Origin of the sequence: Effusibacillus dendaii, from assembly GCF_015097055.1 — a bacterium.
GTDB lineage: Bacteria > Bacillota > Bacilli > Tumebacillales > Effusibacillaceae > Effusibacillus > Effusibacillus dendaii.
Genome location: NZ_AP023366.1, coordinates 2,123,494 through 2,148,813, shown reverse-complemented (window position 1 = coordinate 2,148,813; position 25,320 = coordinate 2,123,494). Strand labels below are relative to the sequence as shown.

30 protein-coding genes and 1 pseudogene are annotated in these 25,320 nt (G+C 47.5%); 23 read left to right on the top strand and 8 right to left on the bottom strand.

What is annotated here, in order from left to right; translation table 11 throughout:
* Positions 1–244 precede the first annotated feature (244 nt).
* The 6 genes from skT53_RS11550 to skT53_RS11525 all read left to right on the top strand — a co-directional run bounded on the left by skT53_RS11550 (position 245) and on the right by skT53_RS11525 (position 4,776).
* Positions 245–625, top strand: coding sequence for a DUF485 domain-containing protein (locus skT53_RS11550; protein ID WP_200757057.1), 381 nt, complete (start codon positions 245–247; stop codon positions 623–625).
* Entirely contained in the window at positions 622–2,142 is a 1,521-nt protein-coding gene (locus skT53_RS11545; RefSeq protein WP_200757055.1) for a solute symporter family protein, read from the top strand. Before skT53_RS11550 ends, skT53_RS11545 begins: the two co-directional genes overlap by 4 nt.
* A gap of 278 nt (positions 2,143–2,420) precedes the next feature.
* Positions 2,421–2,855, top strand: coding sequence for a methyl-accepting chemotaxis protein (locus skT53_RS11540; protein WP_200757053.1), 435 nt, complete (start codon positions 2,421–2,423; stop codon positions 2,853–2,855).
* Positions 2,856–3,030: 175 nt separating this feature from the next.
* Complete coding sequence (locus skT53_RS11535; protein WP_200757051.1) at positions 3,031–3,243, top strand: spore coat protein; 213 nt, start codon at positions 3,031–3,033, stop codon at positions 3,241–3,243.
* Between the two features lie 12 nt (positions 3,244–3,255).
* Positions 3,256–3,624 (top strand): spore coat protein, encoded by a 369-nt coding sequence (locus skT53_RS11530; protein WP_200757050.1) that lies wholly within the window; start codon positions 3,256–3,258, stop codon positions 3,622–3,624.
* A 15-nt stretch (positions 3,625–3,639) separates the two neighbouring features.
* Entirely contained in the window at positions 3,640–4,776 is a 1,137-nt protein-coding gene (locus tag skT53_RS11525; RefSeq protein WP_200757049.1) for a zinc-dependent alcohol dehydrogenase, read from the top strand.
* A 105-nt stretch (positions 4,777–4,881) separates the two neighbouring features.
* On the opposite strand, the gene skT53_RS11520 is transcribed toward skT53_RS11525, so the two are convergent.
* Positions 4,882–5,688, bottom strand: a complete 807-nt coding sequence (locus skT53_RS11520; protein WP_200757047.1) for an MBL fold metallo-hydrolase — start codon at positions 5,686–5,688, stop codon at positions 4,882–4,884.
* 187 nt (positions 5,689–5,875) lie between these two features.
* On the opposite strand from skT53_RS11520, the gene skT53_RS11515 reads away from it, so the two are divergent.
* The gene (locus tag skT53_RS11515) at positions 5,876–7,048 is read left to right on the top strand and encodes a threonine synthase (protein WP_200757045.1); all 1,173 of its coding nucleotides are present in this window, start codon (positions 5,876–5,878) and stop codon (positions 7,046–7,048) included.
* Positions 7,049–7,105: 57 nt separating this feature from the next.
* Here the strand turns inward: skT53_RS11515 and hmpA are convergent, their stop codons facing one another.
* On the bottom strand, positions 7,106–8,350 hold the full coding sequence (hmpA, locus tag skT53_RS11510) for an NO-inducible flavohemoprotein (protein WP_200757043.1): 1,245 nt from the start codon (positions 8,348–8,350) through the stop codon (positions 7,106–7,108).
* A 141-nt stretch (positions 8,351–8,491) separates the two neighbouring features.
* Here hmpA and skT53_RS11505 point away from each other — a divergent pair, with 141 nt between their 5' ends.
* Positions 8,492–8,800: a hypothetical protein gene (locus skT53_RS11505; protein WP_200757041.1), complete on the top strand. Its 309-nt coding sequence runs from the start codon at positions 8,492–8,494 to the stop codon at positions 8,798–8,800.
* Positions 8,801–9,141: 341 nt separating this feature from the next.
* The gene (locus skT53_RS11500; protein WP_200757039.1) at positions 9,142–9,324 is read left to right on the top strand and encodes a hypothetical protein; all 183 of its coding nucleotides are present in this window, start codon (positions 9,142–9,144) and stop codon (positions 9,322–9,324) included.
* 95 nt (positions 9,325–9,419) lie between these two features.
* Here the strand turns inward: skT53_RS11500 and wrbA are convergent, their stop codons facing one another.
* Genes wrbA through skT53_RS11485 form a run of 3 tightly spaced genes read right to left on the bottom strand, consistent with a single transcriptional unit; the run spans position 9,420 to position 11,167 of the window.
* Positions 9,420–10,031, bottom strand: coding sequence for an NAD(P)H:quinone oxidoreductase type IV (gene wrbA / locus skT53_RS11495; RefSeq protein WP_200757037.1), 612 nt, complete (start codon positions 10,029–10,031; stop codon positions 9,420–9,422).
* 57 nt (positions 10,032–10,088) lie between these two features.
* Positions 10,089–10,793 carry a pirin family protein gene (locus tag skT53_RS11490; protein WP_200757030.1) on the bottom strand — a complete coding sequence of 235 codons (705 nt, stop codon included), beginning with the start codon at positions 10,791–10,793 and terminating at the stop codon, positions 10,089–10,091.
* Positions 10,790–11,167, bottom strand: coding sequence for a DoxX family protein (locus tag skT53_RS11485; RefSeq protein WP_200757028.1), 378 nt, complete (start codon positions 11,165–11,167; stop codon positions 10,790–10,792). Before skT53_RS11485 ends, skT53_RS11490 begins: the two co-directional genes overlap by 4 nt.
* Positions 11,168–11,290: 123 nt before the next feature.
* Here skT53_RS11485 and skT53_RS11480 point away from each other — a divergent pair, with 123 nt between their 5' ends.
* The 3 genes from skT53_RS11480 (at position 11,291) to skT53_RS11470 (ending at position 12,633) form a co-directional block, all read left to right on the top strand.
* The gene (locus skT53_RS11480) at positions 11,291–11,620 is read left to right on the top strand and encodes a winged helix-turn-helix transcriptional regulator (RefSeq protein ID WP_200757026.1); all 330 of its coding nucleotides are present in this window, start codon (positions 11,291–11,293) and stop codon (positions 11,618–11,620) included.
* A gap of 96 nt (positions 11,621–11,716) precedes the next feature.
* The gene (locus skT53_RS11475; RefSeq protein WP_200757018.1) at positions 11,717–12,103 is read left to right on the top strand and encodes a DoxX family protein; all 387 of its coding nucleotides are present in this window, start codon (positions 11,717–11,719) and stop codon (positions 12,101–12,103) included.
* A gap of 245 nt (positions 12,104–12,348) precedes the next feature.
* Positions 12,349–12,633 carry a winged helix-turn-helix transcriptional regulator gene (locus skT53_RS11470; RefSeq protein ID WP_200757016.1) on the top strand — a complete coding sequence of 95 codons (285 nt, stop codon included), beginning with the start codon at positions 12,349–12,351 and terminating at the stop codon, positions 12,631–12,633.
* Positions 12,634–12,702: 69 nt separating this feature from the next.
* Here skT53_RS11470 and skT53_RS11465 read toward each other — a convergent pair whose 3' ends face one another.
* Entirely contained in the window at positions 12,703–13,254 is a 552-nt protein-coding gene (locus skT53_RS11465) for a uracil-DNA glycosylase (protein ID WP_226375196.1), read from the bottom strand.
* Between the two features lie 169 nt (positions 13,255–13,423).
* Here skT53_RS11465 and skT53_RS11460 point away from each other — a divergent pair, with 169 nt between their 5' ends.
* Positions 13,424–14,662, top strand: coding sequence for an MFS transporter (locus tag skT53_RS11460; RefSeq protein WP_200757014.1), 1,239 nt, complete (start codon positions 13,424–13,426; stop codon positions 14,660–14,662).
* Here skT53_RS11460 and skT53_RS11455 read toward each other — a convergent pair.
* Positions 14,645–15,319, bottom strand: coding sequence for a GNAT family N-acetyltransferase (locus tag skT53_RS11455; RefSeq protein ID WP_200757013.1), 675 nt, complete (start codon positions 15,317–15,319; stop codon positions 14,645–14,647). The genes skT53_RS11460 and skT53_RS11455 overlap by 18 nt on opposite strands.
* Positions 15,320–15,569: 250 nt before the next feature.
* On the opposite strand from skT53_RS11455, the gene skT53_RS11450 reads away from it, so the two are divergent.
* The 5 genes and pseudogenes from skT53_RS11450 (at position 15,570) to skT53_RS11430 (ending at position 20,256) form a co-directional block, all read left to right on the top strand.
* Positions 15,570–16,871: a hemolysin family protein gene (locus tag skT53_RS11450; RefSeq protein WP_200760963.1), complete on the top strand. Its 1,302-nt coding sequence runs from the start codon at positions 15,570–15,572 to the stop codon at positions 16,869–16,871.
* Between the two features lie 217 nt (positions 16,872–17,088).
* Positions 17,089–17,619 (top strand): annotated as a pseudogene (locus tag skT53_RS11445) (DsbA family oxidoreductase); the annotation flags it as partial.
* Between the two features lie 36 nt (positions 17,620–17,655).
* Complete coding sequence (locus tag skT53_RS11440) at positions 17,656–18,642, top strand: NAD(P)H-quinone oxidoreductase (protein ID WP_200757010.1); 987 nt, start codon at positions 17,656–17,658, stop codon at positions 18,640–18,642.
* Between the two features lie 20 nt (positions 18,643–18,662).
* Positions 18,663–19,397 carry an SDR family oxidoreductase gene (locus skT53_RS11435; RefSeq protein WP_404828858.1) on the top strand — a complete coding sequence of 245 codons (735 nt, stop codon included), beginning with the start codon at positions 18,663–18,665 and terminating at the stop codon, positions 19,395–19,397.
* Positions 19,398–19,401: 4 nt separating this feature from the next.
* Positions 19,402–20,256 (top strand): dienelactone hydrolase family protein, encoded by an 855-nt coding sequence (locus skT53_RS11430; protein ID WP_318978447.1) that lies wholly within the window; start codon positions 19,402–19,404, stop codon positions 20,254–20,256.
* A 101-nt stretch (positions 20,257–20,357) separates the two neighbouring features.
* Here skT53_RS11430 and skT53_RS11425 read toward each other — a convergent pair whose 3' ends face one another.
* Complete coding sequence (locus skT53_RS11425; protein WP_200757007.1) at positions 20,358–21,344, bottom strand: aldo/keto reductase; 987 nt, start codon at positions 21,342–21,344, stop codon at positions 20,358–20,360.
* A 194-nt stretch (positions 21,345–21,538) separates the two neighbouring features.
* On the opposite strand from skT53_RS11425, the gene skT53_RS11420 reads away from it, so the two are divergent.
* The 5 genes from skT53_RS11420 to spoVAD all read left to right on the top strand — a co-directional run bounded on the left by skT53_RS11420 (position 21,539) and on the right by spoVAD (position 25,306).
* Positions 21,539–22,528 (top strand): metal-dependent hydrolase, encoded by a 990-nt coding sequence (locus skT53_RS11420; protein ID WP_200757005.1) that lies wholly within the window; start codon positions 21,539–21,541, stop codon positions 22,526–22,528.
* 149 nt (positions 22,529–22,677) lie between these two features.
* A complete protein-coding gene (locus skT53_RS11415; protein ID WP_200757003.1) occupies positions 22,678–22,884 on the top strand; it encodes a DUF1657 domain-containing protein in 207 nt (68 codons plus the stop codon).
* A 58-nt stretch (positions 22,885–22,942) separates the two neighbouring features.
* On the top strand, positions 22,943–23,803 hold the full coding sequence (locus skT53_RS11410) for a DUF421 domain-containing protein (RefSeq protein WP_200757000.1): 861 nt from the start codon (positions 22,943–22,945) through the stop codon (positions 23,801–23,803).
* A gap of 22 nt (positions 23,804–23,825) precedes the next feature.
* Complete coding sequence (spoVAC, locus tag skT53_RS11405; protein ID WP_200756998.1) at positions 23,826–24,299, top strand: stage V sporulation protein AC; 474 nt, start codon at positions 23,826–23,828, stop codon at positions 24,297–24,299.
* A gap of 2 nt (positions 24,300–24,301) precedes the next feature.
* Complete coding sequence (gene spoVAD / locus skT53_RS11400) at positions 24,302–25,306, top strand: stage V sporulation protein AD (RefSeq protein ID WP_200756996.1); 1,005 nt, start codon at positions 24,302–24,304, stop codon at positions 25,304–25,306.
* Positions 25,307–25,320 lie beyond the last annotated feature (14 nt).

Below are 25,320 nucleotides of genomic sequence, written 5' to 3'. Positions count from 1 at the left end.
AATAATTATTAATTCTGAAAATTTCACCGATACTTTTCCGCTTTTTTGCGGGCTTTTTTGCGGGCTTTTTTGCGGGCTTTTTTGGAATATTTCCGGTCATAAGACGGGGATAACGATTACTTACGTGTATCACGGCGCGACTACTATCAGCCGATGTATCCGGAAAGCGAGGTGGTGCCTCTTTGTGCAATCCTCCGCTTTTGCGGGGAAATGTTAAGAACACAATTCATAAGGGGGAGAAAGAATGCAGTCGGACATTAAAACAAATGTAAACGCTTCCATAAACCACGGTACGTATTCAAACGTAACAACAACGGGCGACTGGAACCGTGCGTTTCAAACACGATCCTTTCAAGAACTTATTCGTCAAAAGCGTTCCTTCATCGTTCCAGCTACTATTTTCTTTTTTGTGTTTTACTTTATTCTTCCGATACTAACCGCCTATACAACGGTACTTAATGGAAAGGCGGTTGGGGTAATTAATTGGGCGTACATGTATGCCTTTGCTCAGTTTGTTATGACTTGGGGCCTTTGCCACCTGTATATGAAGAAGGCAAAGCGGTTTGATGAATTGGTGAATAGTGTGAAACAGGAAATAACCGCTAAAGGAGGGAAAGCAGAATGAATACTACGGCATTTTCATTTTTTGTGGGAATTATATTGCTCACTCTGTTGATCACCTATTGGGCCGCAAGGAGAAACAAATCCACCAGCGAATTCTATGTGGCCGGTGGAACCATCACAGGCTGGCAAAATGCACTCGCGATTGCAGGAGATTACATGTCTGCTGCTTCATTCCTCGGTATCGCCGGCGCCATCGCATTAAATGGGTTTTCCGGATTCTTCTATTCAATTGGTTATTTGGTTGCATACCTTGTAGTTCTATTTATCGTTGCTGAACCATTGCGAAATCTCGGAAAATATACGATGGCCGATATGATAGCAGCCCGGTTTGATGCAAAGGCGATCCGTTCTGCGGCCGCGCTCAATACACTTGCGATAAGCACATTTTATATGATCGCGCAACTGGTCGGTGCAGGTGCAATTATCAAGTTGCTCCTGGGTTTGGATTATTCGACATCAGTTATCATTATCGGGATTCTAATGACAATCTACGTTGTGGCTGGCGGGATGCTGGCAACTACTTGGGTTCAGATCGTAAAGGCAGTTTTGTTGATGGGCGGAACAATCGCTCTTTCACTGATGGTTCTTGCTCACTTCAGTTTCAATCCGGTTGAAATGTTTAACCAGGTGGCTGCCAAAATCGGTGATAAAGCGGTTACACCGCCTACGCCCACCACCATTAGCGCGGGTTTAGATTCAATCTCATTGAATCTTGCGTTAGTACTTGGTACAGCAGGTTTACCACATATCTTAATTCGTTTTCTTTCAGTACCTGACGCCAAGACAGCACGTAAGTCCATCGTAATTGCTACTTGGATAATCGGTCTGTTTTATCTTATGACACCGATTCTGGGTTACGGAGCTGCCTATTTTGTTGGTCAAGACATGATTAAAAAGGCAAATGCGGCAGGAAACTTGGCGGCCCCTCAATTGGCCGAATATCTTGGAGGGAACATCTTTCTTGCCTTCATTTCGGCTGTCGCCTTCGCAACAATCCTTGCAGTAGTAGCCGGGCTGGTTATCTCAGCGGCAAGCGCATTCGCACACGATTTTTATTCTAATGTTCTGCGAAAGGGGCAAGCGACTGAAACGGAGCAGATGAAAGCAGCACGTTGGGCGTCTTTTGGGATCGCTGTGGTATCCATTATTCTTGCGCTCGGTGCGAAAAATTTTAATGTTTCGTATCTTGTAGCTCTTGCATTCTGTGTGGCCGCAAGCGCTAATCTGCCAGTTATCGTTTTCACGATTTTCTGGAAAAGATTTAATAGCGCGGGGGCTGTAACCGGAATGTTGACAGGTCTTATTGGCTCTGTCGGATTAATTTTATTAAGCCCGAACGTCATGCCTGCTGCCGATGCAATTTTTCCATTGAAGAATCCGGGAATTGTATCTATACCACTTGGATTTCTTGCCGCTTACCTCGGTACAGTTTTAACCGGTTCGGCTACGAAACAGGAAGAAGAGAAGCACACCCAAATTTTTGTCCAAGCAAATACCGGTATTAAGAAATTAGGGTAACTGGTCAAGTATATAACCCGCCGGTCTTCTAGGCCGACGGGTTTTTGAGTCGGTTACATATTGGCTGCCCCAAGAAAAGCGAAATTTGAATTTCTGAGAGTTTTTATGAAAAATATTTTCATAAGTACATATTTATTTAAAATTCTTAATTTTATTACAAGGTTGTTACAGCAATGTCAATGGATTGTTACAACGCAGCAGTATGATTAACACAAAGGGATTTATATGTACCTGCATCCTGGTGCTCTGGAATGTAGGTTAGAAGCTGCCTGCACAAGTTGAGACACATAGGCGGCAACGTCTGCTCAGTTACTCATCTGCAATGGATGCTCTTACGGAAGCTGGCGGAACAGTCCTCTGCATCGGCCGGTCAAATTACGAATTTAATTAAACAGATACAGGATGACACGAAACAGTCGGTGGATGTAATAAATGAAGTAAAAAAGGAAGTCGCGTCAGGCATTGATCTAGCTCATGAAACTGAATGGAACTTCACGCAAATTTTACAGTCGATGCAGCATGTTGCGGATCAAATTGAAGAAATGTCTGCCACGGCACAGCAAATGTCAGCCGGTTCCCAGCCGGTTTCGGCTTCAATCTCGAACGTTGCTCAAGTTTCGAAAGAAACTTCCGTAAGCACTCAAAATGTCGCAGCTTCTGTGGAGGAACAAATGGCTTCGATGGAAGAAATCAGTTCTTCTTGGAAAGTTTAAAGTGTAGCTCAAACGATGTTATTTATTAAGAGAAAATATAGCAACGGGATGCTCCCTAAAATCGCAAGGGGCATCTTTTTTATTGAACGATACGGGCCGGACTGGATTTTCGTATAAACCGGCACCGGCAGGAGAAAATACGTGCGATTGCGCAAAAATGGGAGGTGAAGCACATATGGAAACGCAAGGGTTAGCATTTCACGAATCGATGGAAATACACGAACTTCTCAACTTTAAAACCATTTGCTTAGCCAAATCGAAACTGATGCAAGGTGTAGTGTTTGATAAAGATCTTAAAGAATTGATGCAGCAGGACGTACAACAATCGATCAAACAAATAAATGAACTGAAAAGCCATTACGCCAAAGCTCCAATCCAATCGATCTGAGGTGAAAGCTGAATGAATAATGATTTTTTAGACCCTATAAACGCGAAAGGCATGCCCGAACTTGCGGATTCAACGATAGCGCTTGATTTTCTGATGGCGGCAAAAAACGGGGTAAGGAATTGTGCGATTGCGTTAACAGAAATTGCAACCCCTGAAGTTCGGGCAACCGTACGTAATCACATGGAAGAAGCTCTTGCGATGCACGAGAAGATTAGCGACCTCATGATCAGTAAAGGATGGTTTCATCCCTATAATCTGAGTGAGCAATTTCAATTGGATATGAAATCAGCAGACACAACGCTTAAGATTGCAGAATTAAAGCTGTTCCCGGACCATACCTCTCGACTCGGCACATTCGACACGTTAGAAAAAAACATTTAGGAGGACAAACTGATCATGAAAGCCGTTACGTATCAAGGCATAAAAGATGTGGAGGTCAAAGAGGTCCAGAATCCCAAAATCGAAAAACCGGATGATATGATCGTCAAGATCACAAGTACAGCCATCTGTGGATCGGATTTGCATCTCATTCACGGAATGATTCCCAATTTTCCCGAAAACTTTATTATCGGACATGAACCGATGGGAATTGTGGAGGAAGTGGGGCCGGAGGTTACCAAAGTAAAAAAAGGGGATCGAGTCATCATCCCGTTCAACATCAGTTGTGGCGAATGTTGGTATTGTAAGCATGAGTTGGAAAGTCAATGTGACAACTCGAACCCGCATGGCGACATGGGGGGCTATTTCGGCTATGCCGAAACGACCGGCGGGTACGCGGGTGGGCAGGCCGAGTATTTGCGAGTTCCCTTCGCGAATTTCACCCATTTTAAGGTTCCTGAGGAGAGTGAGCTGGAAGATGAAAAATTGGCGCCACTGGCCGACGCAATGTCGACTGGGTACTGGAGTGTCGATAATGCCGGAGTGAAAGACGGGGATACAGTGATTGTCCTCGGATGTGGTCCCGTCGGACTGTTCGCGCAAAAATTTTGCTGGCTGAAAGGTGCAAAACGGGTAATTGCCGTCGATTATGTCGATTACCGGTTGGAACATGCAAAACGCACCAATAAGGTGGAAACGGTCAATTTTGAACAGGAGCAAAATATTGGGAATCATCTGAAAGAAATAACCCAAGGCGGGGCGGATGTCGTCATCGACGCGGTCGGCATGGATGGGAAGATGACCCCGATGGAATTTCTTGCAACGGGATTGCACCTGCAAGGCGGTGCCTTGGGCGCTCTCGTGATTGCCAGTCAAGCTGTTCGAAAAGGCGGCACCATTCAAATAACAGGGGTTTACGGTATGAGGTATAATGGCTTCCCGCTGGGGGATCTATTCCAACGCAATATTAACATCAGAACGGGACAGGCGCCGGTTATCCACTATATGCCCTACCTGTACAAATTGATTGCCGAAGGAAAGGTTGATTCGAGCGACGTGTTTACGCATGTACTGCCGCTGGATCAAGCAAAAAAAGGATATGAAATTTTTGATACCAAAACAGATGGATGCATCAAAGTTCTGCTGAAGCCATAACCGAATAAGAAAAAATCGAACAGGAAAAAAGCAAGTCGGATAGAGTGTGCCCCTTAGAATAGAGATCGAGAAAACATCCTTCCATACGGATATATTCTAGGGGGCTTACCAATCATTCTCCTGATTTCCAATGACGGACCGAACAATATGCAAGGAGTCAAACTCACCTTCAGAAGCCAAAACAATCGGATATTTTTTCGGGAATAGCTGTTTATCGATTTCTGTAAGGGAGAGGCCGAGCTTATGCAGATGCATAATGTCTCCACTGAGATTTTCCAGATCGTCCAATTTGATTTTCAACATCGTTTTACCATCGGCTATATATCCCGCGTGAGAGCAAAACATGGTTTGAAAGTCATACGAAAGTACGGATCGAATCGAATTCATGATGACAGGAACGGATTCATCACGCATAATCACCTTTGTTTTCGGAGTCAGAAACAGATCTCCAGAAAACAAAATCCCCGTATTCTCATTGAGAAGCGCAACGTGGTCACTCGCATGACCGGGTGTGTAAATGACCTTCCAGGTGTGGGATTGTGATTGTATAGACTGTCCCAATGGTTGAGCTGTGAATTCCTTTCGGATTCCCCATCTGATTTGCCGGTATTTTGGATAGTCGGCCGGTTGCGAACAAAAATCCACTCCCGAGGCATGGATAAAGATAGGCACATTTCTGTTTTTTTCGATCCAGGAGGCGGTACCCACGTGATCCTCATGGCTGTGTGTGAGAACGACCGAATCAAAATCAATCGACTGATAAAACGAAATCAGGTCATTTTCCAGGCTTTGCGGCCCGGTGTCCACTAATAATCCATCGACAAAGAAAACATAAACGCTCGAATTCCGTTCTCCCATCTGTACGATTCCTTCTGCACAAACGACATCTTCATGATGATGAATCTTGATCATGAGTGATTCCTCCGATTACGAAAATTTTGATTCATGCTTTTGTTTATATACGATAATTACTCGCGAAAATGGAAAGGGACTGATTTTTCTTGAAGTCTAAAACGCAGTTGCTTATGCTAATGATAATCGAAGATAGAGACCCTATAAAAGAGTTTGATATGAAAATTGGCGAAAGAAGGAAGTCTGTATGGATTTGCAGTTTGAATGCAGTGATTGCGGAAAGAAATATGATCCCAAAACGTTTGTGTGGCGTTGTGAGTGTGGCGGACTGCTTGATCTGGAAGCATTTAAAATCGAGTTCCCGATCGAAAATATTCAACAAAGATCCGCTACCTTATGGCGCTACAAGGAAGCTCTTCCTTTCGATCCGGAGTATAACGCCTGGCAGTCTATCACAATGGGGGAAGGATTTACACCGCTCATACAGTTCCGTGCGGAGTCACCCGGTGTCCTCCTGAAATTAGACTATATCATGCCAACCTTGTCTTTTAAAGACAGGGGAGCGGCCGTGCTGATTGCAAAAGCGCAGGAACTGGGAGCCACCAAGGTGGCGGCTGACAGCAGCGGAAATGCCGGAACGTCAATTGCAGCCTATGCGAACCGGGCAGGTATGGCATGTGATATCTATGTGCCGGAAAGTACGTCCGCAAAGAAAATCAAACAGATTTCTGCGCATGGAGCCAAGGTCCACACGATTCCTGGAAGCAGAGAGGATACAGCGGCCGCTGCAAAATCGGCTGTCGAAAAAGGAGATGTTTTTTACGCCAGCCATGTATACAATCCCTTCTTCTACCAAGGGACCAAAACGTATGCGTTTGAAATATGGGAACAGTTAGGTGGAAACGTACCCGAAGTGTTGGTAATCCCGGTCGGAAACGGCACCCTTGTATTGGGCGCCTATTATGGATGCAAAGAATTGCTCAGTTTGGGACTGATAAACAGAATGCCTCGTTTCCTGGCTGTGCAAGCGGAAGGCTGTGCTCCACTTGCCCATGCTTTCGAATCGGAAAAAGAAGTGGCGGAGCCGGTTGTCAATACCGGTACGGAAGCAGAAGGGATCGCGATTGCCGATCCGCCGCGCAGCCGCCAAATTTTGGCCGCTATTCGCGATACGAATGGTGTGATCGTTACGGCTCCGGAAAAGTCGATTCAGAGCGCCCGGCTTGAACTGGCCAAGCAAGGTTTTTTTGTCGAACCGACAACGGCTGCCACTTATGCGGGGTTTATCGAATATGTAAACCACTGTCTAAGCGGAAAGATGTCATCAAAGCACGAGCCGCTTTTCAAAAGCAATCCGTTCGCGTCTGATGCTGAAAAAGTGGTTATCCCTTTATGCGGTGCGGGGTTGAAAGCAGATTAAAAGAAAAGCAAATCCCGATGGAATCATGCAACCATCGGGATTTTTTTGCTATCGGGGCTAGCGAGCAATTGCCGAAGCAGCCTCTTCTTCCAAAGAACCGGCTGGACCGAAGAATTCAAAGTGAATGCGTTCTTCCGGAACACCCCATTCTTTCAAAGCGCGATAAACGGCTTTCATGAAGGGAACGGGTCCGCAGAAATAGAAGTCTGCCTCGTTGTTCGGAAGTATTGATTTCAGCCATTGCAAATCAATGAAGCCTTCTTTATCAAAGTTTTTTGCTATTCGGTCTTGTTTCGTCGGTTTTTCATAGCAAACGAAAGACTTCACGTTCTCATTCTCAGCAGCAAGCTTTGCCACGTGCTCTTTCATTGCGTGATAGTTACTGTTGATTGCGGCATGGACATAAGTCACTTTTCGGTCGGGGTAGAATTCAATCAGGGTATTCAACATGCTTACCATCGGGGTCAATCCGACTCCACCGCTCAGGAGAACAACCGGAATTTCCTTTTCCGTATCGAGAGTAAAGACTCCGGCAGGCGCGCTGATTTGTAAAATATCGCCTTCTTGCACTTGATTGTGGAGGTAAGTGGAAACGATACCTGCTGATTTGTTCGGCATGGCATCTTCCCGTTTTACACTAATCCGGTAATAATCTTTGCCCGGTGCATCGGATAAACTGTATTGGCGGATATGCGTATTTTTCTCGCCGGGAATAGTGGCCTTGATGCCAAGATATTGACCGGCCTGAAAATGAGGGACTGCCTTGCCGTCCGCCGGTTTCAAATAGAAAGAAGTAATCACGCTGCTCTCTTTCACCTTTTTCGTTACTACAAAATCACGGAAGTCTTTCCAACCGCCTGTTTGTTGTTCCGCTTGTTGATACAAATCATGTTCCACACTGATAAAAGCGTCCGCAATTACGTTATACGCTTCCGCCCATGCTTGAATGATTTCATCGGTTGCCGCATCGCCCAGCACGTCTTTGATGGCAGCCAGCAGATTTTCGCCGACAATCGGATATTGTTCCGGTTTGATCCCCAAGCTTCTATGTTTGTGGGCGATTTGTTTGACGACTGGCAAAATCGCTTCCAGATTGTCAATATTAGCGGCAGCGGCATAAACCGCATTGGCGAGCGCAGTTTGTTGTCTGCCCTGTTTTTGGTTCGCATGGTTGAAAACGTTCAGCAATTCCGGATGATTTGTAAAAAGAAGCTGATAAAAGCGGGTTGTAATGGCGTTGCCATGGACTTGCAATACGGGTACGGTTGACTTGATAATTTGGATTGTTTCAGAACTAAGCATCTTGAATTCCCCTCTTCCACAAGTTTTAATCTAATAAGCAGGTCCAACACAGAATGATTATAAAGAAGAACTCATGCCACCCTTGTGACATAAATCACATCAACTGGGGAAATCCGGCATGCTGATGGAGGTGGTGGCGGGATGGTTTGGTGCTATGCTGTTATTTTCTTTATCGCATTAATGATCGCGTCCTTCTATCGGGAACCCGTCCAGACGGGAGACGGCGCGATAGCCATGGCTTTTGGAATCCTGATAAGCGGAGCCGTCCGACAAATCCATCCCCTGCTTCATTACGCCGGACCTTATCTCGCCATTCTGCTGTTTACGATGGTTGTCCGGCTATGTGTCGGATATGGAGGGAAGTATTGCAAGGAACATTCTATGAACGTCATTTTACAAACCCAATTTCCAGTTTTGCCATCGGCATATGGGTCGCCGAAATATCTGTAACCATTGTTTCGATAACAAAAGAACTGCCTGCGATTCGAATGGGGCGCTGGTCATGTTTAGTGTGAATGTGCTGCTCTGGATCATTTATCTTTTTCAAGCATTTCGGAACTTTAGGATGATCATAAGGGAGAAGCTGTGGGATCAAGTGCATGGCGGAATTTTATTGACGTGTGTTACGACACAGTCGATCGTAATTGCAGGAAGTTCTCTGTTTGGATCCGCTTTTCCGTCGCTGGGGTCAGTGTTGCTCATATCGCTTGGGATTCGTTTTTTTATGTTATCGGCGTTGTGTTGATTCTCATCCGCTACTTAAGCCGCAGTCCTCAGTATATGATTGAGGAATGGCGCAACGAAAACTGCATTCTGCACGGGGCGTCATCGATCACCGTTTGGCCGCTGCGATCAGCCATGCAATTCGTTTGGGATTGGTGGACATGATTGGGTTATGGGCGCTCTGTTCATCTGTGGTGGTGGGAGCCGGTTTGTTTATGAGTAGATCTTATCCCAATCAGTTATCCTCTTAATGCTTTCTATATGACTAAAAATTAATAAACGAGAGGCTGCCTTCCAGTAGAAAAACTACTTTGGGCAGCCTCGTAAATTATTGTACGCGATTGATTCAGGCCTGACCTTTCTTTATCCAATCTGCTACCGTTACAACCCGTTTAGCCTGATGGCGTACCGCATCCGTCACGTCCTCTATCCAGTTGCCGTTGTTATCGACCGTTACACTTGTTCCATATGGATTTCCCCCCGCCTTATATGCAGAAGGGTCTGTATAGCCTGGAGCCACAACAATAGCACCCCAATGGTACATCGTGGCGTATAGAGCGAGAATTGTCTGTTCGTGGCCGCCGTGAGAGTTGCTTGCGGAAGACATTGCACTTACTACTTTATTAGCGGTTTTGCCTTGAAACCAAATCCCACCGGTAGTATCCAGAAATTGCTTCATTTGTGATGCCACATTCCCGAAACGAGTCGGTGTACAGAAGATCACTGCATCGGCCCATACGATGTCATCAGGTGTTGCGACGGGCACATCTTTCGTCGCATCATAATGAGCTTTCCATGCCGGGTTGCTTTCGATTGCGGATTCTGGTGCCAGTTCCTGTACCTTCAAAACTTTTACATCCGCGCCTATTTCTCTTGCCGCTTCAGCAGCTGTTTGAGCGAGCTTGTAGTTAGTGCCTGTCGAGCTGTAGTAGATAATTGCAAGCTTTACATTGGCCATGTGAAGGATCCTCCATTCAAATGTAGGTATTGTATTTAAAATGTGTATTAACCGAACTTATGGCAAATCAATTAACATGATAAACGCCCCGGTATCTGTTTGAATGTCTAATGTTGGGGTGGCGGTGATTCTTGCCGAGTCACGTCTTTTTAACTTATCAGTCTGATTCAAATTTACTTCCCCTTCGATTACAAAAAAGAAGATTCGCCGATTGGGGGCTTGTGTAAACGAAAGGGAGCTGCCTGCATCCAGTTCCGAAAGATAGATCGTCATATCCTGATGAATATGGGTCACATTCTCGGAGTGATGCTGGTTTGAAACAACCGGCAACAGGCGATTTTTCATGTCTGACTTATTATATGCCTTTTGCTCGTAAGAAGGGTGCAGCCCTCTTTGCATGGGTTCAAACCACATCTGCAGCAGGTTTACTTCTTCCGTTTCGGACGGATTTACTTCTGAGTGAATGACACCTGTTCCAGCGGTCATTCGCTGCACTTCTCCGAATCTCAATATCTCGGTGTTCCCAACGCTGTCCCGGTGTTGCAACTGTCCTTTCAGCACAATCGTGACAATCTCCATTTCGCGATGCGGATGGTCTCCAAATCCTTCTTTAGGTTGCACCGTATCATCGTTTAGGACACGCATGGGGCCGAAATTCATGTTGGTGGGATCGTAATATTCTGCAAACGAAAAGCTGAAGTAACTTTGCAGCCACCCGTGGTTCGCGTTAAACCGCGACTCCGCAGGGTATACCTTAATCATAGTGTGTAACCTCCTGGTCCGATTAGTGCCAAGCCGACAGCGATTGCGATTAGAATGAATGGATACTCAAATCCGCCTTTATCAGCCCAGTATCCATTTTTAATATGCACAGGAATCGCACCTAACATCGTAATGACAATAAGTGCGGCGCCTAATGTAAACCAAACGCCGGAAGCCAGCAGGAGTCCACCCAGCAATTCGGCAATACCGGCTAAGGCAGCCATCAGAACCCCCGGCTTAAATCCGATTGATTCCATCCATCCGCCGGTTCCTTTCAGACCATATCCGCCGAACCAACCGAAAAGTTTTTGGGCGCCGTGTCCCATAAAAGTCAACCCCACAATTAAACGAATAATAAGCAGACCTGCGCTCATTTCTAATATTCCTCCTCTGTTATACAAAATGTTTGCTACTTACTTTATGTCAGTATAATACAAACAATAACTTACTTTTGTCAAGTGACTATGATAAAATAAGTAGCGAGAGGTGATATCTCAATGGAACATGAAACATTGTGCCCAAAGTTTGAATCGGCTTTTAATTTATTGGGAAAACGTTGGAGTGGACTGATTATCCAAGTGCTTCTAAGCGGACCCAAGCGTTTCAAAGAAATCTCCGAAGTGATCCCGAACATGAGCGATCGGATGTTGACGGAGCGAATCAAGGAGTTGGAAGCAGAGGATATTATCAAACGGACGGTTTATCCGGAAATTCCGGTAAGAATAGAATATGAATTGACTGATAAAGGACGAGCGCTTCAACCTGTAATGGAACAAGTACAGAAATGGGCTGAAACCTGGGTAAACAACACGAATCCGATCGACTAAAAAATAATACTTGATTAAATTTTGTTACTAAAGTATTATTCGTTACGTTAAGTAAGTACATTACTTAACGTAATTTTGTGGAAGGGGAGTTTATTTTTGGATAAACTTTCGAGGTTTGCTCCAACGGTCATCCGTTTTGTACTTGCGCTATCATTTATTCTGCACGGGTTGCCAAAGCTCACAAACGCGGCACAAGTGGCTCCATTTTTCGAGAAAATTGGCATTCCGCTGCCTTATCAGGCTGTGATTTTCATTGGGTTGCTGGAAGTTGCCGGAGGGATTTTGCTATTCATTGGGTCAGGTACACGATTTGTATCCCCTCTTTTGGCGATCGATATGCTGCTGGCAATTCTTCTCACGAAAGTAGGGAAGGGATATGTTGGCGGGTACGAGTTGGAGCTGCTTTTACTGGCCGGCGCTGTTTCTGTCTTTTTGAGCGGTCCGGGCGCATGGGCTTTGCAGAAGGCTAACAAATCCGCATAATTGTAATTAGCAGGAGACCAATCGTCTTTGGGCAATCAAAGACAATATTAGCGGTTAGGCACTTACTGGTGCTTAACCGTAATTTTTTACAATCGGGACGGATGTAATTTTAACGGTAGATTCGGATTATGCGATTCAGGAAAACTGTTTTTTGAAAAGGACTTAGGGGAAGAGTATACTGAATTTACGAGTAAGGGGGTAAGTATATGCACGGTTCTCATCTCTGACCCAGATTTGAAAAAGCCATGCAGTTGCTTGGCAAGCGGTGGACCGTTTTGATCCTATATCAGCTTCTTTCCGGGCCCCAAAGATTTTCTGAAATTGAATCAGCGCTTCCCGTGAGCGGAAGACTTCTCTCGGAACGACTCAAAGAATTGGAAGAGGAAGGTCTCGTAAACCGTCAAATATACGCGGAAGTACCTATACGTGTCGAGTACTCCTTAACGGAAAAAGGGAACGCCTTGGAGCCGATCATTCGCGGCATTCAAAAATGGTCTGAAGTATGGGTCGAAGTGAACTTGGCGCCGTAGAGGGGTGGCTTTTTTCTTTTCAAAATGTAACTTGGCAAGAGTGTTAATCAAGCGTACGATACCGCTCGGCTACCTGTTGCCAATCCTCCATAAAAACGCCAAGAAGATTCGGCCTGCGGCGGATAACCAGCGGTGATAGGAAACTGCAGTCGGAATACCCCGAACCGTGTGCCAGGTACCCTGCAGGGGTTTGATGTCCGAAGTAGGGTCGTCCCAAAAAGATTGAACCGCCACATTGCCGAGACAGAATGACATTTGCGGCGATTTTTCAAGGATTTGTCGATTCAGGTGGGATAGACAGGCGGAACAGGCTGTGTCTTTTTGATAGGCCCGAATGGGACGGCATTTCAGAATAGACGTGATGTACAGGTTCTCTTTTTGTAAACCGACTTGATGGACGGCTATCTGCAACGTTTGCCGCGTTCCACATACAAACGACTCGCCGGACGGCGTTTCCCGTGCTCCCGGATTGTCCGGGAGCACCATGATGGGAGCGTTCGGATCTCCTTCTCCCCATATGACCCGTTTACGCTGCATCGCAAGTTCACATTTTTGGCAATTGACCGCATCGATTAGAGGCGGTTCTTCCGGCCAGATTGTCGGTGTGTAATCGATCGTCATATCCGTTCCCCCGTTCGTAAATGTTCCCTTCGGAAATGAGTATATCCACCGATCATCAACAAAATTGGGTGAATATGGCTCCCCTGATTTTACAATCTGTACTATAGTGGATCTAGTAACGAGTTGGATGCCATCATTCGCGTGAACATTATGAAAAAGGAGTCTTGCTATGAAATCAGATTTGTCGCCCTCGTTGCCCCATACAACAGTTCAGAGGGATACAGCGCTTGGCCGAAACGTGTTGATTGCTTTGCTGTGGGCGCTCGGATTGTCCGGTTTTCTTGTAAACGCAGACAACCGGTCTCTGTCACCTATTTTGCCTGCAGTGGCAAGCGATCTGCATGTCGGGGAATCGACAGCCGGTCTGTTGATAACGGCTTACTCGATTCCTTACGGATTGTTTCAGTTATTCTATGGTCCCTTAGCGGATCGGATTGGTAAAATCCGCACGATTACGCTTGCTTTTTCTTTGTTTGCGATCAGTACGTTTTCCTGTTCGTTTATGAGTTCGTTTAACTGGATGTTTGTGATGCGCATTGTCACCGGTATGTTTGCAGCCGGCATCATTCCAATTGCATTGGCACAAATTGGGGACAGCTTCCCGATTCAGGAACGGCCGAAAGCGATTGCGTTCTTTATGTCGATGTCCACATCCGGGCAGGCATTAGGGATCGTGATTGGGGGTATAGTTTCGCAGTTCGTGAGTTGGAAAATGCTGTTTGTGATGACCGGTGTATTGGCTGTACCGGCGGTTCTGCTGTTCTTCCGGCAGCGTTCGACGCACTCTGTGGAAGAAAAGGCCCTGATTCCGCTGCGCGAGAGATACCGATTGATTTTTTCCAAGAAGAGAAGCTGGGCGATTTATGCGATGATCTTTCTGGAAGGGGCCACTTTTTTCGGGGCGTTTACATTTCTTGGCTTATACGGCCATTTATCGCTTGGCCTTAACTTTTTCACGATCGGTCTGTTGACCGCCCTATATAGTGCGGGGGCGTTCGGCGGCAGTTTTCTGATATCTGTCATGGTTCGAAAAATCGGCCAACCGCAGATGCCCCTGTTTGGCGGCTTGTTGATGGCTTTGGGGTATGGCGTGATTTGGCTGTTGCCGACGGTCACCGCTTTAACCATTGGCTTTGTGCTGCTGGGCGTGGGGTACAGCTTCTGCCATTCTGCGCTGCAAACGTTTGCTACCGAACTGCTGCCGCAGGCAAGGGCGACAGCCATGTCGGTATTCGCTTTTTGTCTGTTTCTGGGGACAGGACTGGGGCCGGTTTGGCTGGGGGAAGTGTACGACCTTACGGGAATGAACGGTTTGTTAGAAGCGTCGACACTGTCCACCCTCCTGTTTGCCATTCTTTGCGGCCTATTGTTTGCAAGGCGAAAAACGGAATCACCGAAAACGGTTTAAAAAAGGATTTTTCCACTCCATTAAAACGGCATAATGGCAGGATTCCGCATCGTCCAGATAGTTTTCTGCCACGCGCAAGGGTGTGCGCCCGCAGCGGAGCAGAAACGTGATGACCGGGTCCTGCAAATCGCCGTTTAGGACAGCAGCCAGGTATTGTTCGGGTGACATCCGGTCAGCCACTTTGTGGTAGCCAGGCATCCGACCGCCGCCAAGCAGACGGGTCAGCCTTTTCTCAACGACCAGTTCATACATGGACTGCATCAACCATTTTCCTAAGCCCAGTTTGCGGTACGAAGGGCGGACGCTGATATCCACCACGTATAAGGTGTTGCCGTTCGGATCGTGATTGCGAATGTATCCGGCATCGGTGATCTCTTCCCACGTGTGGTTCGGGTGATCAGGATCGAAATGGACCAAAAGCCCCGTCATGGATCCGGCCAATTTTTCATTGATTTCGATACAAAGAGCGCCGTCTGGGAAGAGTGTGACGTGGTTTTGCAGCTGCTGCCTATTCCACCACAATTCAGACGGAAAAGGGGGCGGGAAACATTCCTGTTGAATTTCGATCAGTTGATTAAAATCGGCTTCTGTATAATTCCGGACAAGTGCCCTGACCGGACGGTTCCCGTCAAATACATAAAGGTCTTTACGGTACAAAATTCTCTTCCCTCCACTTCCATTTCCCAAAATTCTGATGTTGGTTTCGACTGCCTTTCTTCAACTTAGTACGGATTCAACAAAAAATCAATTCTTCTGAACCAAAACTGTTACATAGCTGGGGGCCTGACAGGGCAAATTTGACAGAGCCAGCTTTATTTGTCACATTGTATGATATAGAACAGAACGATTTTGAATGTGTGCATGATGTACGGAGAAGGGGGTGTGTCCCTTTACAGGGACAATTCCATTGAATGATGCGGGAACGGTCGTTTTCAATCTGATCTTAGTGTTCTTTCTTGTGTTTATGAATGGTTTTTTTGTTGCTGCTGAATTTGCGATGGTGAGAATCCGTACCAGTCGAATCAGTCAGTTGGTTACGGAAGGGAATCGAAAAGCAAAAGTGGCGCAGCAGGTAACCGATCATCTGGATGCGTATTTGTCAGCTTGTCAATTGGGGATCACATTGGCATCGCTTGGACTGGGCTGGGTGGGGGAGCCTGCTGTCGCAAGTCTCATCGAAAAGCCGCTCCTCTTCTTACACGTTCCTGAGATTGCCATTCATTCCATCTCATTTGTGATCGGATTTGCCGTGATTACGTTTTTACATATTGTGCTCGGCGAGTTGGCGCCCAAATCGCTGGCCATTCATCGGTCGGAAGGTACGGTTTTACGTGCGGCAAGACCTTTGGTCTGGTTCCGGAAAGTGATGTATCCGGCGATATGGGTATTAAACGGAACGGCCAATGCGCTGCTCCGTTGGATGGGAATTGAACCGGCGAAGGAAGGGGAGTTGGCGCATACGGAAGAAGAAATCCGCATTTTGGTGAATCAAAGCCATCGCAGCGGATTGATCGATAACACGGAAATGTTTCTGTTTGACAGCGTATTCGATTTTACAGATCGAATTGCCCGTGAAATCATGATTCCTCGTGTCGATATGACTGTCATTGATTTGGACGATTCCTATGAAACCGTGCTGCAGACGATTGAACAGAATCGGCATACCCGATATCCGGTATCGCAAGGGGACAAAGATCATATTGTCGGTTTTGTCCACGTAAAAGATCTGTACCTGCATATGAGCCGCCAGCATGAATTTTCAGTACAGGATATTTTACGGAAAGTCGTGACGGTTTCGGAAGCGGCGGAAATCAGCGCCGTGCTGAAACAGATGCAGAAAAACCGCACACAGATTGCCGTGGTGATCGATGAGTATGGCGGGACGGCAGGTCTTATCACAATGGAAGACATTATGGAGGAATTGGTCGGCGATATTCGGGACGAGTTCGATGTGGACCAGCAGCCACCGATTGTCCTGACAGATGATGGGTATTCGGTCGATGGATTGGTGCTCATTGAGGAGATTAATGCCCTGCTTGTCCTGGATATTGACAATGAAGAAGTAGACACGATTGGCGGCTGGATGTACTCCGTATTGGACCGCAAGCCGGAAGTGGGAGTTTCCGTACGGAAAGATCCGTATGTTTTCACAATCGAAAAGATAGATGACCGTCGTATTCAACGAATCAATATCAAGAAGGCCGTCTGACTCTTCCGTGAGGAGGAGTATTTTTTGTGACCTGCCTGACAGACGGAAGCGGGATGTAATTGTATACTCAAAAAAGCAGCCAGTATTTGGTGGTTTTCAGTGAATGGTGTACTCTAGTGGAAGAAAATGCGTTCTATTCAATGATGAATTATACATTGGGGGGCCTTGTATGAAAGAGATGAAGCTGTTTTTTGATTTCAACTGACCGTTTTGTTACACGGAGACGGTGTCTCTGCAACCGTTATATCAAGACGGGAATGTGAACATCCAATGGATCGGCTGGAAGATGCCAGAAGGCATAACACCACCGCCGCCGAAACCGGAAGGATACGGGAGAGCGGCGAAAGAAGCGTTGCCGAAGCTGATGGAAGAACGCAACCTGCCGTTTCATCCCCCTGCGGAAAAAGCGGATACTACGTGGGCACATATTGGCACGGAAATTGCCGGAAAGTTTGGGAAACAGTTGGAGTTCGTCAAGCAGGTGTTCGCCATTCGTTTCGCGGAAAGCAAGGACATTTCAACTCGCGAGGCAATCCTGCAGGCAGCTGAACGGGCAGGCCTGCCAGTAAAAGAATTTGATGGGGCCTTGCAGGATGATTCATGGCGGCGGGCAGTCGAACGTAATTATGAGTTGGCGCATGATTTGGAAATCAGCACAATACCCTCTTACATCGGGGCGCATGGGGCTATTCTGGTGCATGATTTTCGGGAAATGCCTGATGTGGGAGAAATTCGAAAAATCTTATAAAATCTTAGATAATGTGAGTTGAAGAGAGGTGTTGGTATGAAAGCGGTACTGATGAACGGGTTCGGCGACAGTGATGTGCTTTATATTGGGGAACATCCGGACCCCATTATGGGTGAGCAAGATTTATTGGTGCGTGTTAGGGCCACCGCGTTGAATCGCGCCGACCTACTGCAGCGAAGGGGATTATATCCGCCGCCGCCAGGCGCATCGGAGATTTTGGGCTTGGAGATGGCGGGAGAAGTAGTTTCTGTTGGAGCGGCTGTCACGGGTTGGAAGCCAGGAGATCGCGTATGCGCATTGCTGCCGGGTGGCGGTTATGCAGAGTTGGTTTCGATTCCAGCCGATATGGCGATTCGTCTGCCCGATTCGTTTAGTTTTGAACAGGGGGCTGCCATTCCGGAAGTATTTCTGACTGCCTATCTGAATCTGTTTTGGTTGGGCGGGCTGCAACCAGGACAGAAAGTGCTGGTGCATGCGGGAGCAAGCGGTGTCGGTACGGCAGCGATCCAACTGATTCGGGAAGCAGGCGCCGTTTCAATCGTAACAGCAGGTGCACCGGAGAAATTGCAGCGTTGCTTTGAATTGGGAGCGGCGGCCGGTTGGAACTACAAGGAAGGCTCCTTTGCTCCCTGGGTCAAGGAACAGACGGACGGGAAAGGTGTCAACATCATTCTTGATTTTGTAGGGGCTTCTTATTTCGCCGACAATCTGGCTTCACTTGCGGTGGACGGGCGATTGGTTATTATCGGGACGATGGGCGGTTCAAATGTAAACGATCTGAACCTGGGCTATATTCTGGCACGCCGTCTGCAGATTATTGGAACCGCCTTGCGCTCTCGCAGTGTACAGGACAAAATCCGGTTGACAAAGGAATTTAGTGATTTTGCTTGGCAGCGTTTTGCAGACGGGCGTCTGCAGCCGATCATCGATTCGGTATACGACTGGAAAGACGCGGCCAAAGCGCACGCCTACATGGAGTCTAATGCAAATGTTGGGAAAATCATTTTGCGTGTAACCGACTGAAGAGAAAAGGAGTGTGTATGGTGAATCATTTAAAAGACAAAGTAGCGATTGTAACAGGTGCGAGCAGCGGAATTGGTGAGGCAACAGCAATTGCATTGGCGGAGGCGGGTGCCAAAGTCGTATTGGCAGCGCGTCGCACAGACCGTTTGCAGCAGCTGAAGGAACGGATAAAAGGGGATTGTCTGCTCGTTCCCACTGACGTGTCAAATCGGTCCGATGTGGAGAATTTAGTTAAAACCACGAAGGATACATACGGAAAAGTCGATATCCTCATCAACAACGCGGGTGTTATGCTGCTTTCTTTCCTGGATAAGCTGCATGTGGAAGAGTGGGACCGCATGATCGACGTTAACATCAAAGGTGTGCTGTATGGAGCGGCAGCTGTGATTCCCATCATGAAAGAGCAAAAAAACGGTCATATTGTCAATGTGGCATCGATTGCCGGTCACCGGGTGATTCCGGCCGCGTCTGTGTATTGCGGTACCAAATTTGCCGTTCGGGCAATTTCGGAAGGGCTGCGCATGGAACTGTCGCCTCAGTCGGGCATTCGCGTCACGATTATTTCACCAGGTATCGTGCAGACAGAATTGACTCATCACATCACCGATCCGGATGTTCAGCAGTCGGTTGCCAAGCGGAGTTTAACTCCATTAACTTCGGAGGATATCGCAAATGCGATCGTTTACGCGGTCAGCCAACCGCAACATGTGAACGTGAATGAAATTATGGTGCGTCCTACAGAACAGCCAAACTAAAGCTGTGTTACGGTACCATGACCGTAAAGAGGGAGGGGTTAAAATCAATCTGCATACAGAGTGGGTGTCGTACGGAACAGATAGAGAGTTTATGGGTTATTTGGCTCAACCTAAGCAGGTAAACGGCCAACTGCCTGCTGTGCTTGTATTCCAGGAAATTTGGGGTGTTGACGCACATATTCAAGACGTCACGAACCGGATTGCAAACGCGGGGTACCTGGCTTTTGCTCCCGATTTGTACGCGCGGTACGGAAAACGTCCGGGAAATATGACGGACGAACGGATTGCGGAAGTGCTTCAATTTTTGGAGAGCGTGCCGCCGACTGTATGGAACGATCCGGCGCAACGTGAAGAGGAACTGGCAAAACGACCGGAAGATTCGAAGACTCGGATCAGCGAAACGTTTGCTGCCATGTTCAGCCAATTGTCTCCTGACAATTATACGAAGCAATTGATTGCCACAACCGATTTTCTGCGAAATCAGCATGAAATCACGAAAGAGCAAGGCATCGCTTCGATGGGCTTTTGCATGGGAGGCGCCATGTCCGCTTATTTGGCCACGCAAGATCCTCAATTGCGCGGAGCCATCATATTCTATGGAACGGCTCCCAAGCAGGAACTGATCCAAAATATCAACTGCCCGGTACTCGGTTTGTATGGGGAACTGGATGCTCGGATTACAGATGCCGTACCCGGTTTCGCCGAGCAAATGAAAGCGGCTGGCAAATCGTTCGAATATAAGATCTACCCGAAGGCGCATCATGCATTCTTTAACGATACCCGTGCTTCCTATCAGGTGGAGGCGGCGCGCGATGCATTTGTGCAGACGCTGAATTTTCTGCAGAAAGTACTTGTATAAACCGTGAAAAAATCTGGTTGCTTACCCAATAACCAAAACCCGTTTCCATGGAAGAACGGTTGAAACCAGCTCCTCCATGCGAAACGGGTTTTTAATCCTGTTTAGAGGTTGACACTCTTCATCGTGTGTTCCGGATAACGCTCGCCGACAGCGACCCCTTGCGGCAACAACTCATTGATCCGGTTCAGATCATCGGCTGTCAAGTTTACATCTAATGCCGCCACGTTTTCTTCCAAATAGGCACGTCGCTTGGTGCCGGGAATGGGAACAATATCGTCGCCTTGCGCCAACAGCCATGCTAATGCCACCTGCGAAGGTTTACAACCTTTTTCATTCGCAATTTCTTCAATCTTTTTAACCACGTCAAGGTTTTTCTGGAAGTTTTCACCTTGGAAGCGCGGCGAAAAACGACGGTAATCATCTTCCGGCAAGTCTTCAAATTTTTTGAACTGACCGGTCAGGAAACCTCGGCCGAGCGGACTGTATGCCACAAATCCGATGCCTAACTCACGTATGGTGGGCAGGATTTCGTCTTCTACATCCCGGCTCCAAAGCGAATATTCGGTTTGCAGCGCGGTGATCGGGTGAACTTTGTGTGCCCTCCGAATGGTAGCAGGGGCTGCTTCCGAAAGGCCTATGTAGCGAACTTTTCCTTCCCGCACCAGATCCGCCATGGCGCCGACCGTCTCTTCAATCGGGGTGTTTGGATCGACACGATGCTGGTAATACAGGTCGATATAGTCAGTGCCCAATCGACGCAAACTGGCCTCGCACGCCTGTTTTACATATTCGGGCCGCCCGTTTACTCCGAGAAAAGATCCGTCCTCTCCCCGTACGTTGCCAAACTTGGTGGCTAAGATGACTTCCTGTCTGCGGCCTTTTAATGCTTCCCGCAACAACTCTTCGTTTTTGCCTACACCGTACATATCGGCCGTATCCAAGAACGTTACGCCCAGTTCAATCGAACGGTGGATGGTCGCAATTGACTCCTGATCATCCCGATTGCTGTAAAAATCGGACATTCCCATACACCCAAGCCCCAGAGCAGAGACTTCCAATCCGCTGTTTCCCAAACGTCTTTTTTGCAAAATTGCCGCCCCCCCTTACAGTTCATTTATTGTGCAAAAAGCGGATATTCATGCGCACTTACCTATTATGGGCTCTCCGTTTTCTTCCTGTCAAATGGTAACGGGTGATCCCGATTACAGACAAAAGGCGATTTCTTGACGTGGCCTGGTCGGTTTCCTATACTGGTCATACACTTTCAAACTGGAGGTTCGATATGGATACAGCCAGTCATTTTCTCATCGGTGTGGGACTGGGGGGATTGGCTCATCTTTCACCATTAGTAGCAACGAATCCTGTACTCGGGACGGCGATTACAATTGGCACTGTGATCGCATCGGAAGCGCCTGATTTTGATTATGTGTACAAGTGGAAAGGGCAGGCTGCCTATCTGAAAAATCATCGCGGTATTACGCATTCCATACCGGCCTTACTGATTTGGCCGACGGTGATTACATTTTGCATGCTCCCTTTTTTTACAGGGATTGATGGATGGTTACTCTGGCTATGGTGTCTGATTGCCGTCTGCATCCATGTCGGGCTTGATGTATTAAATACATATGGTACTCAGGCGTTACGTCCCTTTTCGGAGAAATGGCTGTCGAAAGATATTTTGATGATCCTGGATCCGTTTATCTTTATCACGCAACTGGCAGGTATTTTACTGTGGGCGTTTGGCATATTTTCACCAGGTCCGATGTTTGGTTGGATTGACGGCGTTACATTGGTTTATATCCTGATTCGCGCCGTGTATCACCGGCGGCTGGTTCGTATGGTGGCTAACCAGATGGCACCGGGTGGAACACCGTTTGTTCGGGTAATCCCGACATTTCGTTTTTGGGGCTGGCAGGTGATTGTGGAGACAGAAGAGCAGTTTTTGCTCGGCAAAATCCAAAATGGCTCCTTTGTGAAAGAGATGACGTTGCAGAAATTGGTGGATGGTCTTGACTATCCGTTGAATATGAAAAGTGAAGTGGCGGACGCATTTCTGTATTTTGCACAGTCGGTATACCGTCAGGTGGAAGAAACGGATGGCAAAATCCGCCTGAAGCTGACCGATCTGCGGTTTCGATTCGGCGATTCCTTTCCCTTTTCGGCGATCGTCGAAATGACACCGGATGGCCATGTCGAGAATCAGTATTTGGGTTGGAGCCGAAGGAACGAACAAGGAGAGAAGATCCGACTCAAAGAGTTTTTGAAAAAGTAGGGAGTAAGTAAAGTGATGGGCCGGTGAAGGGCCGGAGCATATCCAACAGGCAGCAGTTTCATGCCTGTTTTTTATTTTTTTTCGCGCGCAATGCAGCGCATATCCTTTTGTTTTTTGCTGAATCTAAAGGACGTGAGGGGGTGATGGAGATGACGATTGCTACACAGGTGAAAACCACGCTGGCGTCTTTGAAAAGCGCACAAGCCAATCTGGAATCGTTTGCGTTAAACACTCAAAACAAACAGGCGAAACAGGTGTTTTCGCAGGCTGCCCAAACTACTCAGTCGGTTGTTGATACGCTGGAACAACGGGTAACGCAACTGGAGAAAGAGGAGCCGCAATTTAAAGGTTTCTAATTCCGGTGTAAAAGGGGAGAGGAGATCCCTCTCCCACCCCTTTGAGGAGGATCTGTTTATGCCTGAATGGTTGAATATTCTGATTCGGTCCGTTGTGTCGCTTGCCTATCTGCTTTTTTTGACCAGGTTGATCGGTAAACGGCAACTGTCACAGATGACGTTTTTTGAATATACGGTCGGGATTACAATCGGTTCTATCGCGGCTGTCATTGCAACCGATCTGGATGGTCCTATCATATATGGCTTATTGGCAATGACGATTTACGGACTGGTGCCGATTCTTTTGGCATGGTTGGCGCTGAAGAGCAAATGGCTGCGGGATTTGATTGGGGGCCGCTCTACAGTACTGATTAAAAACGGCAAAATTATGGAGGATAATCTTAGGAAAGAGAGGATGTCCGTTGAGGAACTGATGCAGCATCTCCGTATGAAAAATGCGTTTCAGGCGGCCGATGTGGAGTTTGCTGTATTAGAAGCGAACGGTTCCGTCAGTGCATTGCTTAAATCGGATAACCAGCCGATCACCCCGAAACATATGGGACAGCAGGTGGCGCCGGTAAAAGAGCCGCAAACGGTTATTCTGGACGGTGAAATTATGGATGAACCGCTTGCAACGATCGGGTTCAACCGGCAGTGGTTAAAGACGGAACTGGAAAAAACGGGGGTTGCCCTGGAAAATGTGTTTTTGGGACAGGTAGATGGCAACGGTCAACTCTACGTGGACTTGTATGATGATAAAATTCAGGTTCCGCAGCCGCAAATTTTGAAACAGGTTCATGCGGTGTTGAAGAAATGCCAGGCAGACTTGGAACTGTACGCGTTAGCTGCGCAAGATCAGACCGTCAAACAGACGTTTGAGCGAGACGCCAAACGGATGCAGGAAATGATTGAGCAGTTGACCCCATTGATGACGCGATAATCCGATACAGGAGGAGACGCAAGTGGCTAACCAGAAGAAAAAGAAATTGACGCCTGTCCAGCAAAAATATCAGGCTGTCGCAAAACGTCATGAGCCGCCCCGCCCGCTGCTGCGTAATTTTACGGCAGCTTTTCTTGTAGGGGGGCTGATTTGTTTGATCGGACAAGCCATTCAGGATTTTTTTATCCGATATTTTCATTTCACGCAGAAAACAGCAAGCAATCCGATGGTCGCTGTGCTAATCCTTCTGTCCGTTATTTTAACGGGGCTTGGCATATATGACCGGATTGCCCAATGGGCGGGAGCGGGAACGGCAGTCCCGGTGACCGGATTTGCCAATTCTATCGTTTCTGCGGCGATTGAACATCGCAGCGAAGGGATGGTGTTGGGGATTGGCGGCAATATGTTCAAATTGGCAGGATCGGTCATTGTATTTGGTTCGGTGGCAGCCTTTGTGATTGGGATCATCAAAACGCTGATAAAAATGGGGGGATAGCCATGCTGAAAGGTCATCAAACCTGGGTGTTTGCCAGTAAACCAGTGATTCGTTCGGCATCCGCCATCGGTGGTCCGTTTGAAGCGAAGGGCCCGATCGCGGAAGATTTTGACACGCTGCACAGCGATTTGATGATAGGTCAGGACAGCTGGGAAAAGGCGGAACGCACGCTGCTGGAAGAAGCGTGTGACAAGGCGATCGAAAAAGCGGGTCTCACAAAAGAAACCATTAACTTCTTTCTGAGCGGCGATTTAATGAACCAGATTGTTTCTTCCAGTTTCGGTGCACGGACCTTGACAATCCCGTTTCTCGGCTTGTTCGGCGCGTGTTCCACATCCATGGAAGGTTTGGCTCTGGCTGCATTGATGGTAGACAGCCAGTCGGCCGAATATGTGCTGGCCGCTACATGCAGCCACAACGCGTCCGCTGAAAAACAGTATCGGTATCCAACCGAATACGGTTCGCAAAAACCGCCGACTGCCCAGTGGACGGCGACAGCATCAGGGGCGGCGGTTGTCTCCGCAAACGGGGAAGGGCTGCGTGTTACGTCTGCCACAATCGGACGCGTAGTGGATATGGGATTGAAGGATCCGTTCAACATGGGAGGCGCTATGGCGCCTGCTGCCCTGAATACAATCGAAGCCCATTTTCGTGATCGCCAGTTGCCCTACGATTATTATGATTTGGTGGTGACGGGCGATTTGGGGCGAGTGGGTCATTCGATCCTTTCCGAATTGCTGCCCAAACATCAAATCGAGATTCCGCTTGACCGTTATCAGGACTGCGGCATCATCCTGTACGGCGACAACCCTGACGTATGGTCGGGAGCCAGTGGATGCGGCTGTTCGGCTGCTGTTACATACGGACATTTACTGCGGAAGATGAAGGAAGGCACCTGGAAAAAAATTCTGGTGGTAGCTACCGGCGCATTGCTCTCTCCGCTGTCCTATCAGCAGGGAGAAAGCATTCCTTGTATCGCCCATGCGGTTTCAATCGAAACGGAATGAGCTTAAGGAGGATC

Coding starts and splice junctions, on each gene's coding strand:
- wrbA (WP_200757037.1), bottom strand. CDS start 10,031: ATGGCCAATGTAAAGCTTGCAATTATCTACTACAGCTCGACAGGCACT.
- skT53_RS11470 (WP_200757016.1), top strand. CDS start 12,349: ATGCAGTTGCTTGGCAAGCGGTGGACCGTTTTGATCCTATATCAGCTT.
- skT53_RS11520 (WP_200757047.1), bottom strand. CDS start 5,688: ATGATCAAGATTCATCATCATGAAGATGTCGTTTGTGCAGAAGGAATC.
- skT53_RS11420 (WP_200757005.1), top strand. CDS start 21,539: ATGGATACAGCCAGTCATTTTCTCATCGGTGTGGGACTGGGGGGATTG.
- skT53_RS11410 (WP_200757000.1), top strand. CDS start 22,943: ATGCCTGAATGGTTGAATATTCTGATTCGGTCCGTTGTGTCGCTTGCC.
- skT53_RS11440 (WP_200757010.1), top strand. CDS start 17,656: ATGAAAGCGGTACTGATGAACGGGTTCGGCGACAGTGATGTGCTTTAT.
- skT53_RS11550 (WP_200757057.1), top strand. CDS start 245: ATGCAGTCGGACATTAAAACAAATGTAAACGCTTCCATAAACCACGGT.
- skT53_RS11460 (WP_200757014.1), top strand. CDS start 13,424: ATGAAATCAGATTTGTCGCCCTCGTTGCCCCATACAACAGTTCAGAGG.
- skT53_RS11480 (WP_200757026.1), top strand. CDS start 11,291: ATGGAACATGAAACATTGTGCCCAAAGTTTGAATCGGCTTTTAATTTA.
- skT53_RS11545 (WP_200757055.1), top strand. CDS start 622: ATGAATACTACGGCATTTTCATTTTTTGTGGGAATTATATTGCTCACT.
- skT53_RS11500 (WP_200757039.1), top strand. CDS start 9,142: ATGGCGCAACGAAAACTGCATTCTGCACGGGGCGTCATCGATCACCGT.
- skT53_RS11515 (WP_200757045.1), top strand. CDS start 5,876: ATGGATTTGCAGTTTGAATGCAGTGATTGCGGAAAGAAATATGATCCC.
- skT53_RS11485 (WP_200757028.1), bottom strand. CDS start 11,167: ATGAGCGCAGGTCTGCTTATTATTCGTTTAATTGTGGGGTTGACTTTT.
- skT53_RS11530 (WP_200757050.1), top strand. CDS start 3,256: ATGAATAATGATTTTTTAGACCCTATAAACGCGAAAGGCATGCCCGAA.
- skT53_RS11535 (WP_200757051.1), top strand. CDS start 3,031: ATGGAAACGCAAGGGTTAGCATTTCACGAATCGATGGAAATACACGAA.
- skT53_RS11465 (WP_226375196.1), bottom strand. CDS start 13,254: ATGACGATCGATTACACACCGACAATCTGGCCGGAAGAACCGCCTCTA.
- skT53_RS11490 (WP_200757030.1), bottom strand. CDS start 10,793: ATGATTAAGGTATACCCTGCGGAGTCGCGGTTTAACGCGAACCACGGG.
- skT53_RS11525 (WP_200757049.1), top strand. CDS start 3,640: ATGAAAGCCGTTACGTATCAAGGCATAAAAGATGTGGAGGTCAAAGAG.
- skT53_RS11415 (WP_200757003.1), top strand. CDS start 22,678: ATGACGATTGCTACACAGGTGAAAACCACGCTGGCGTCTTTGAAAAGC.
- hmpA (WP_200757043.1), bottom strand. CDS start 8,350: ATGCTTAGTTCTGAAACAATCCAAATTATCAAGTCAACCGTACCCGTA.
- spoVAD (WP_200756996.1), top strand. CDS start 24,302: ATGCTGAAAGGTCATCAAACCTGGGTGTTTGCCAGTAAACCAGTGATT.
- skT53_RS11505 (WP_200757041.1), top strand. CDS start 8,492: ATGGTTTGGTGCTATGCTGTTATTTTCTTTATCGCATTAATGATCGCG.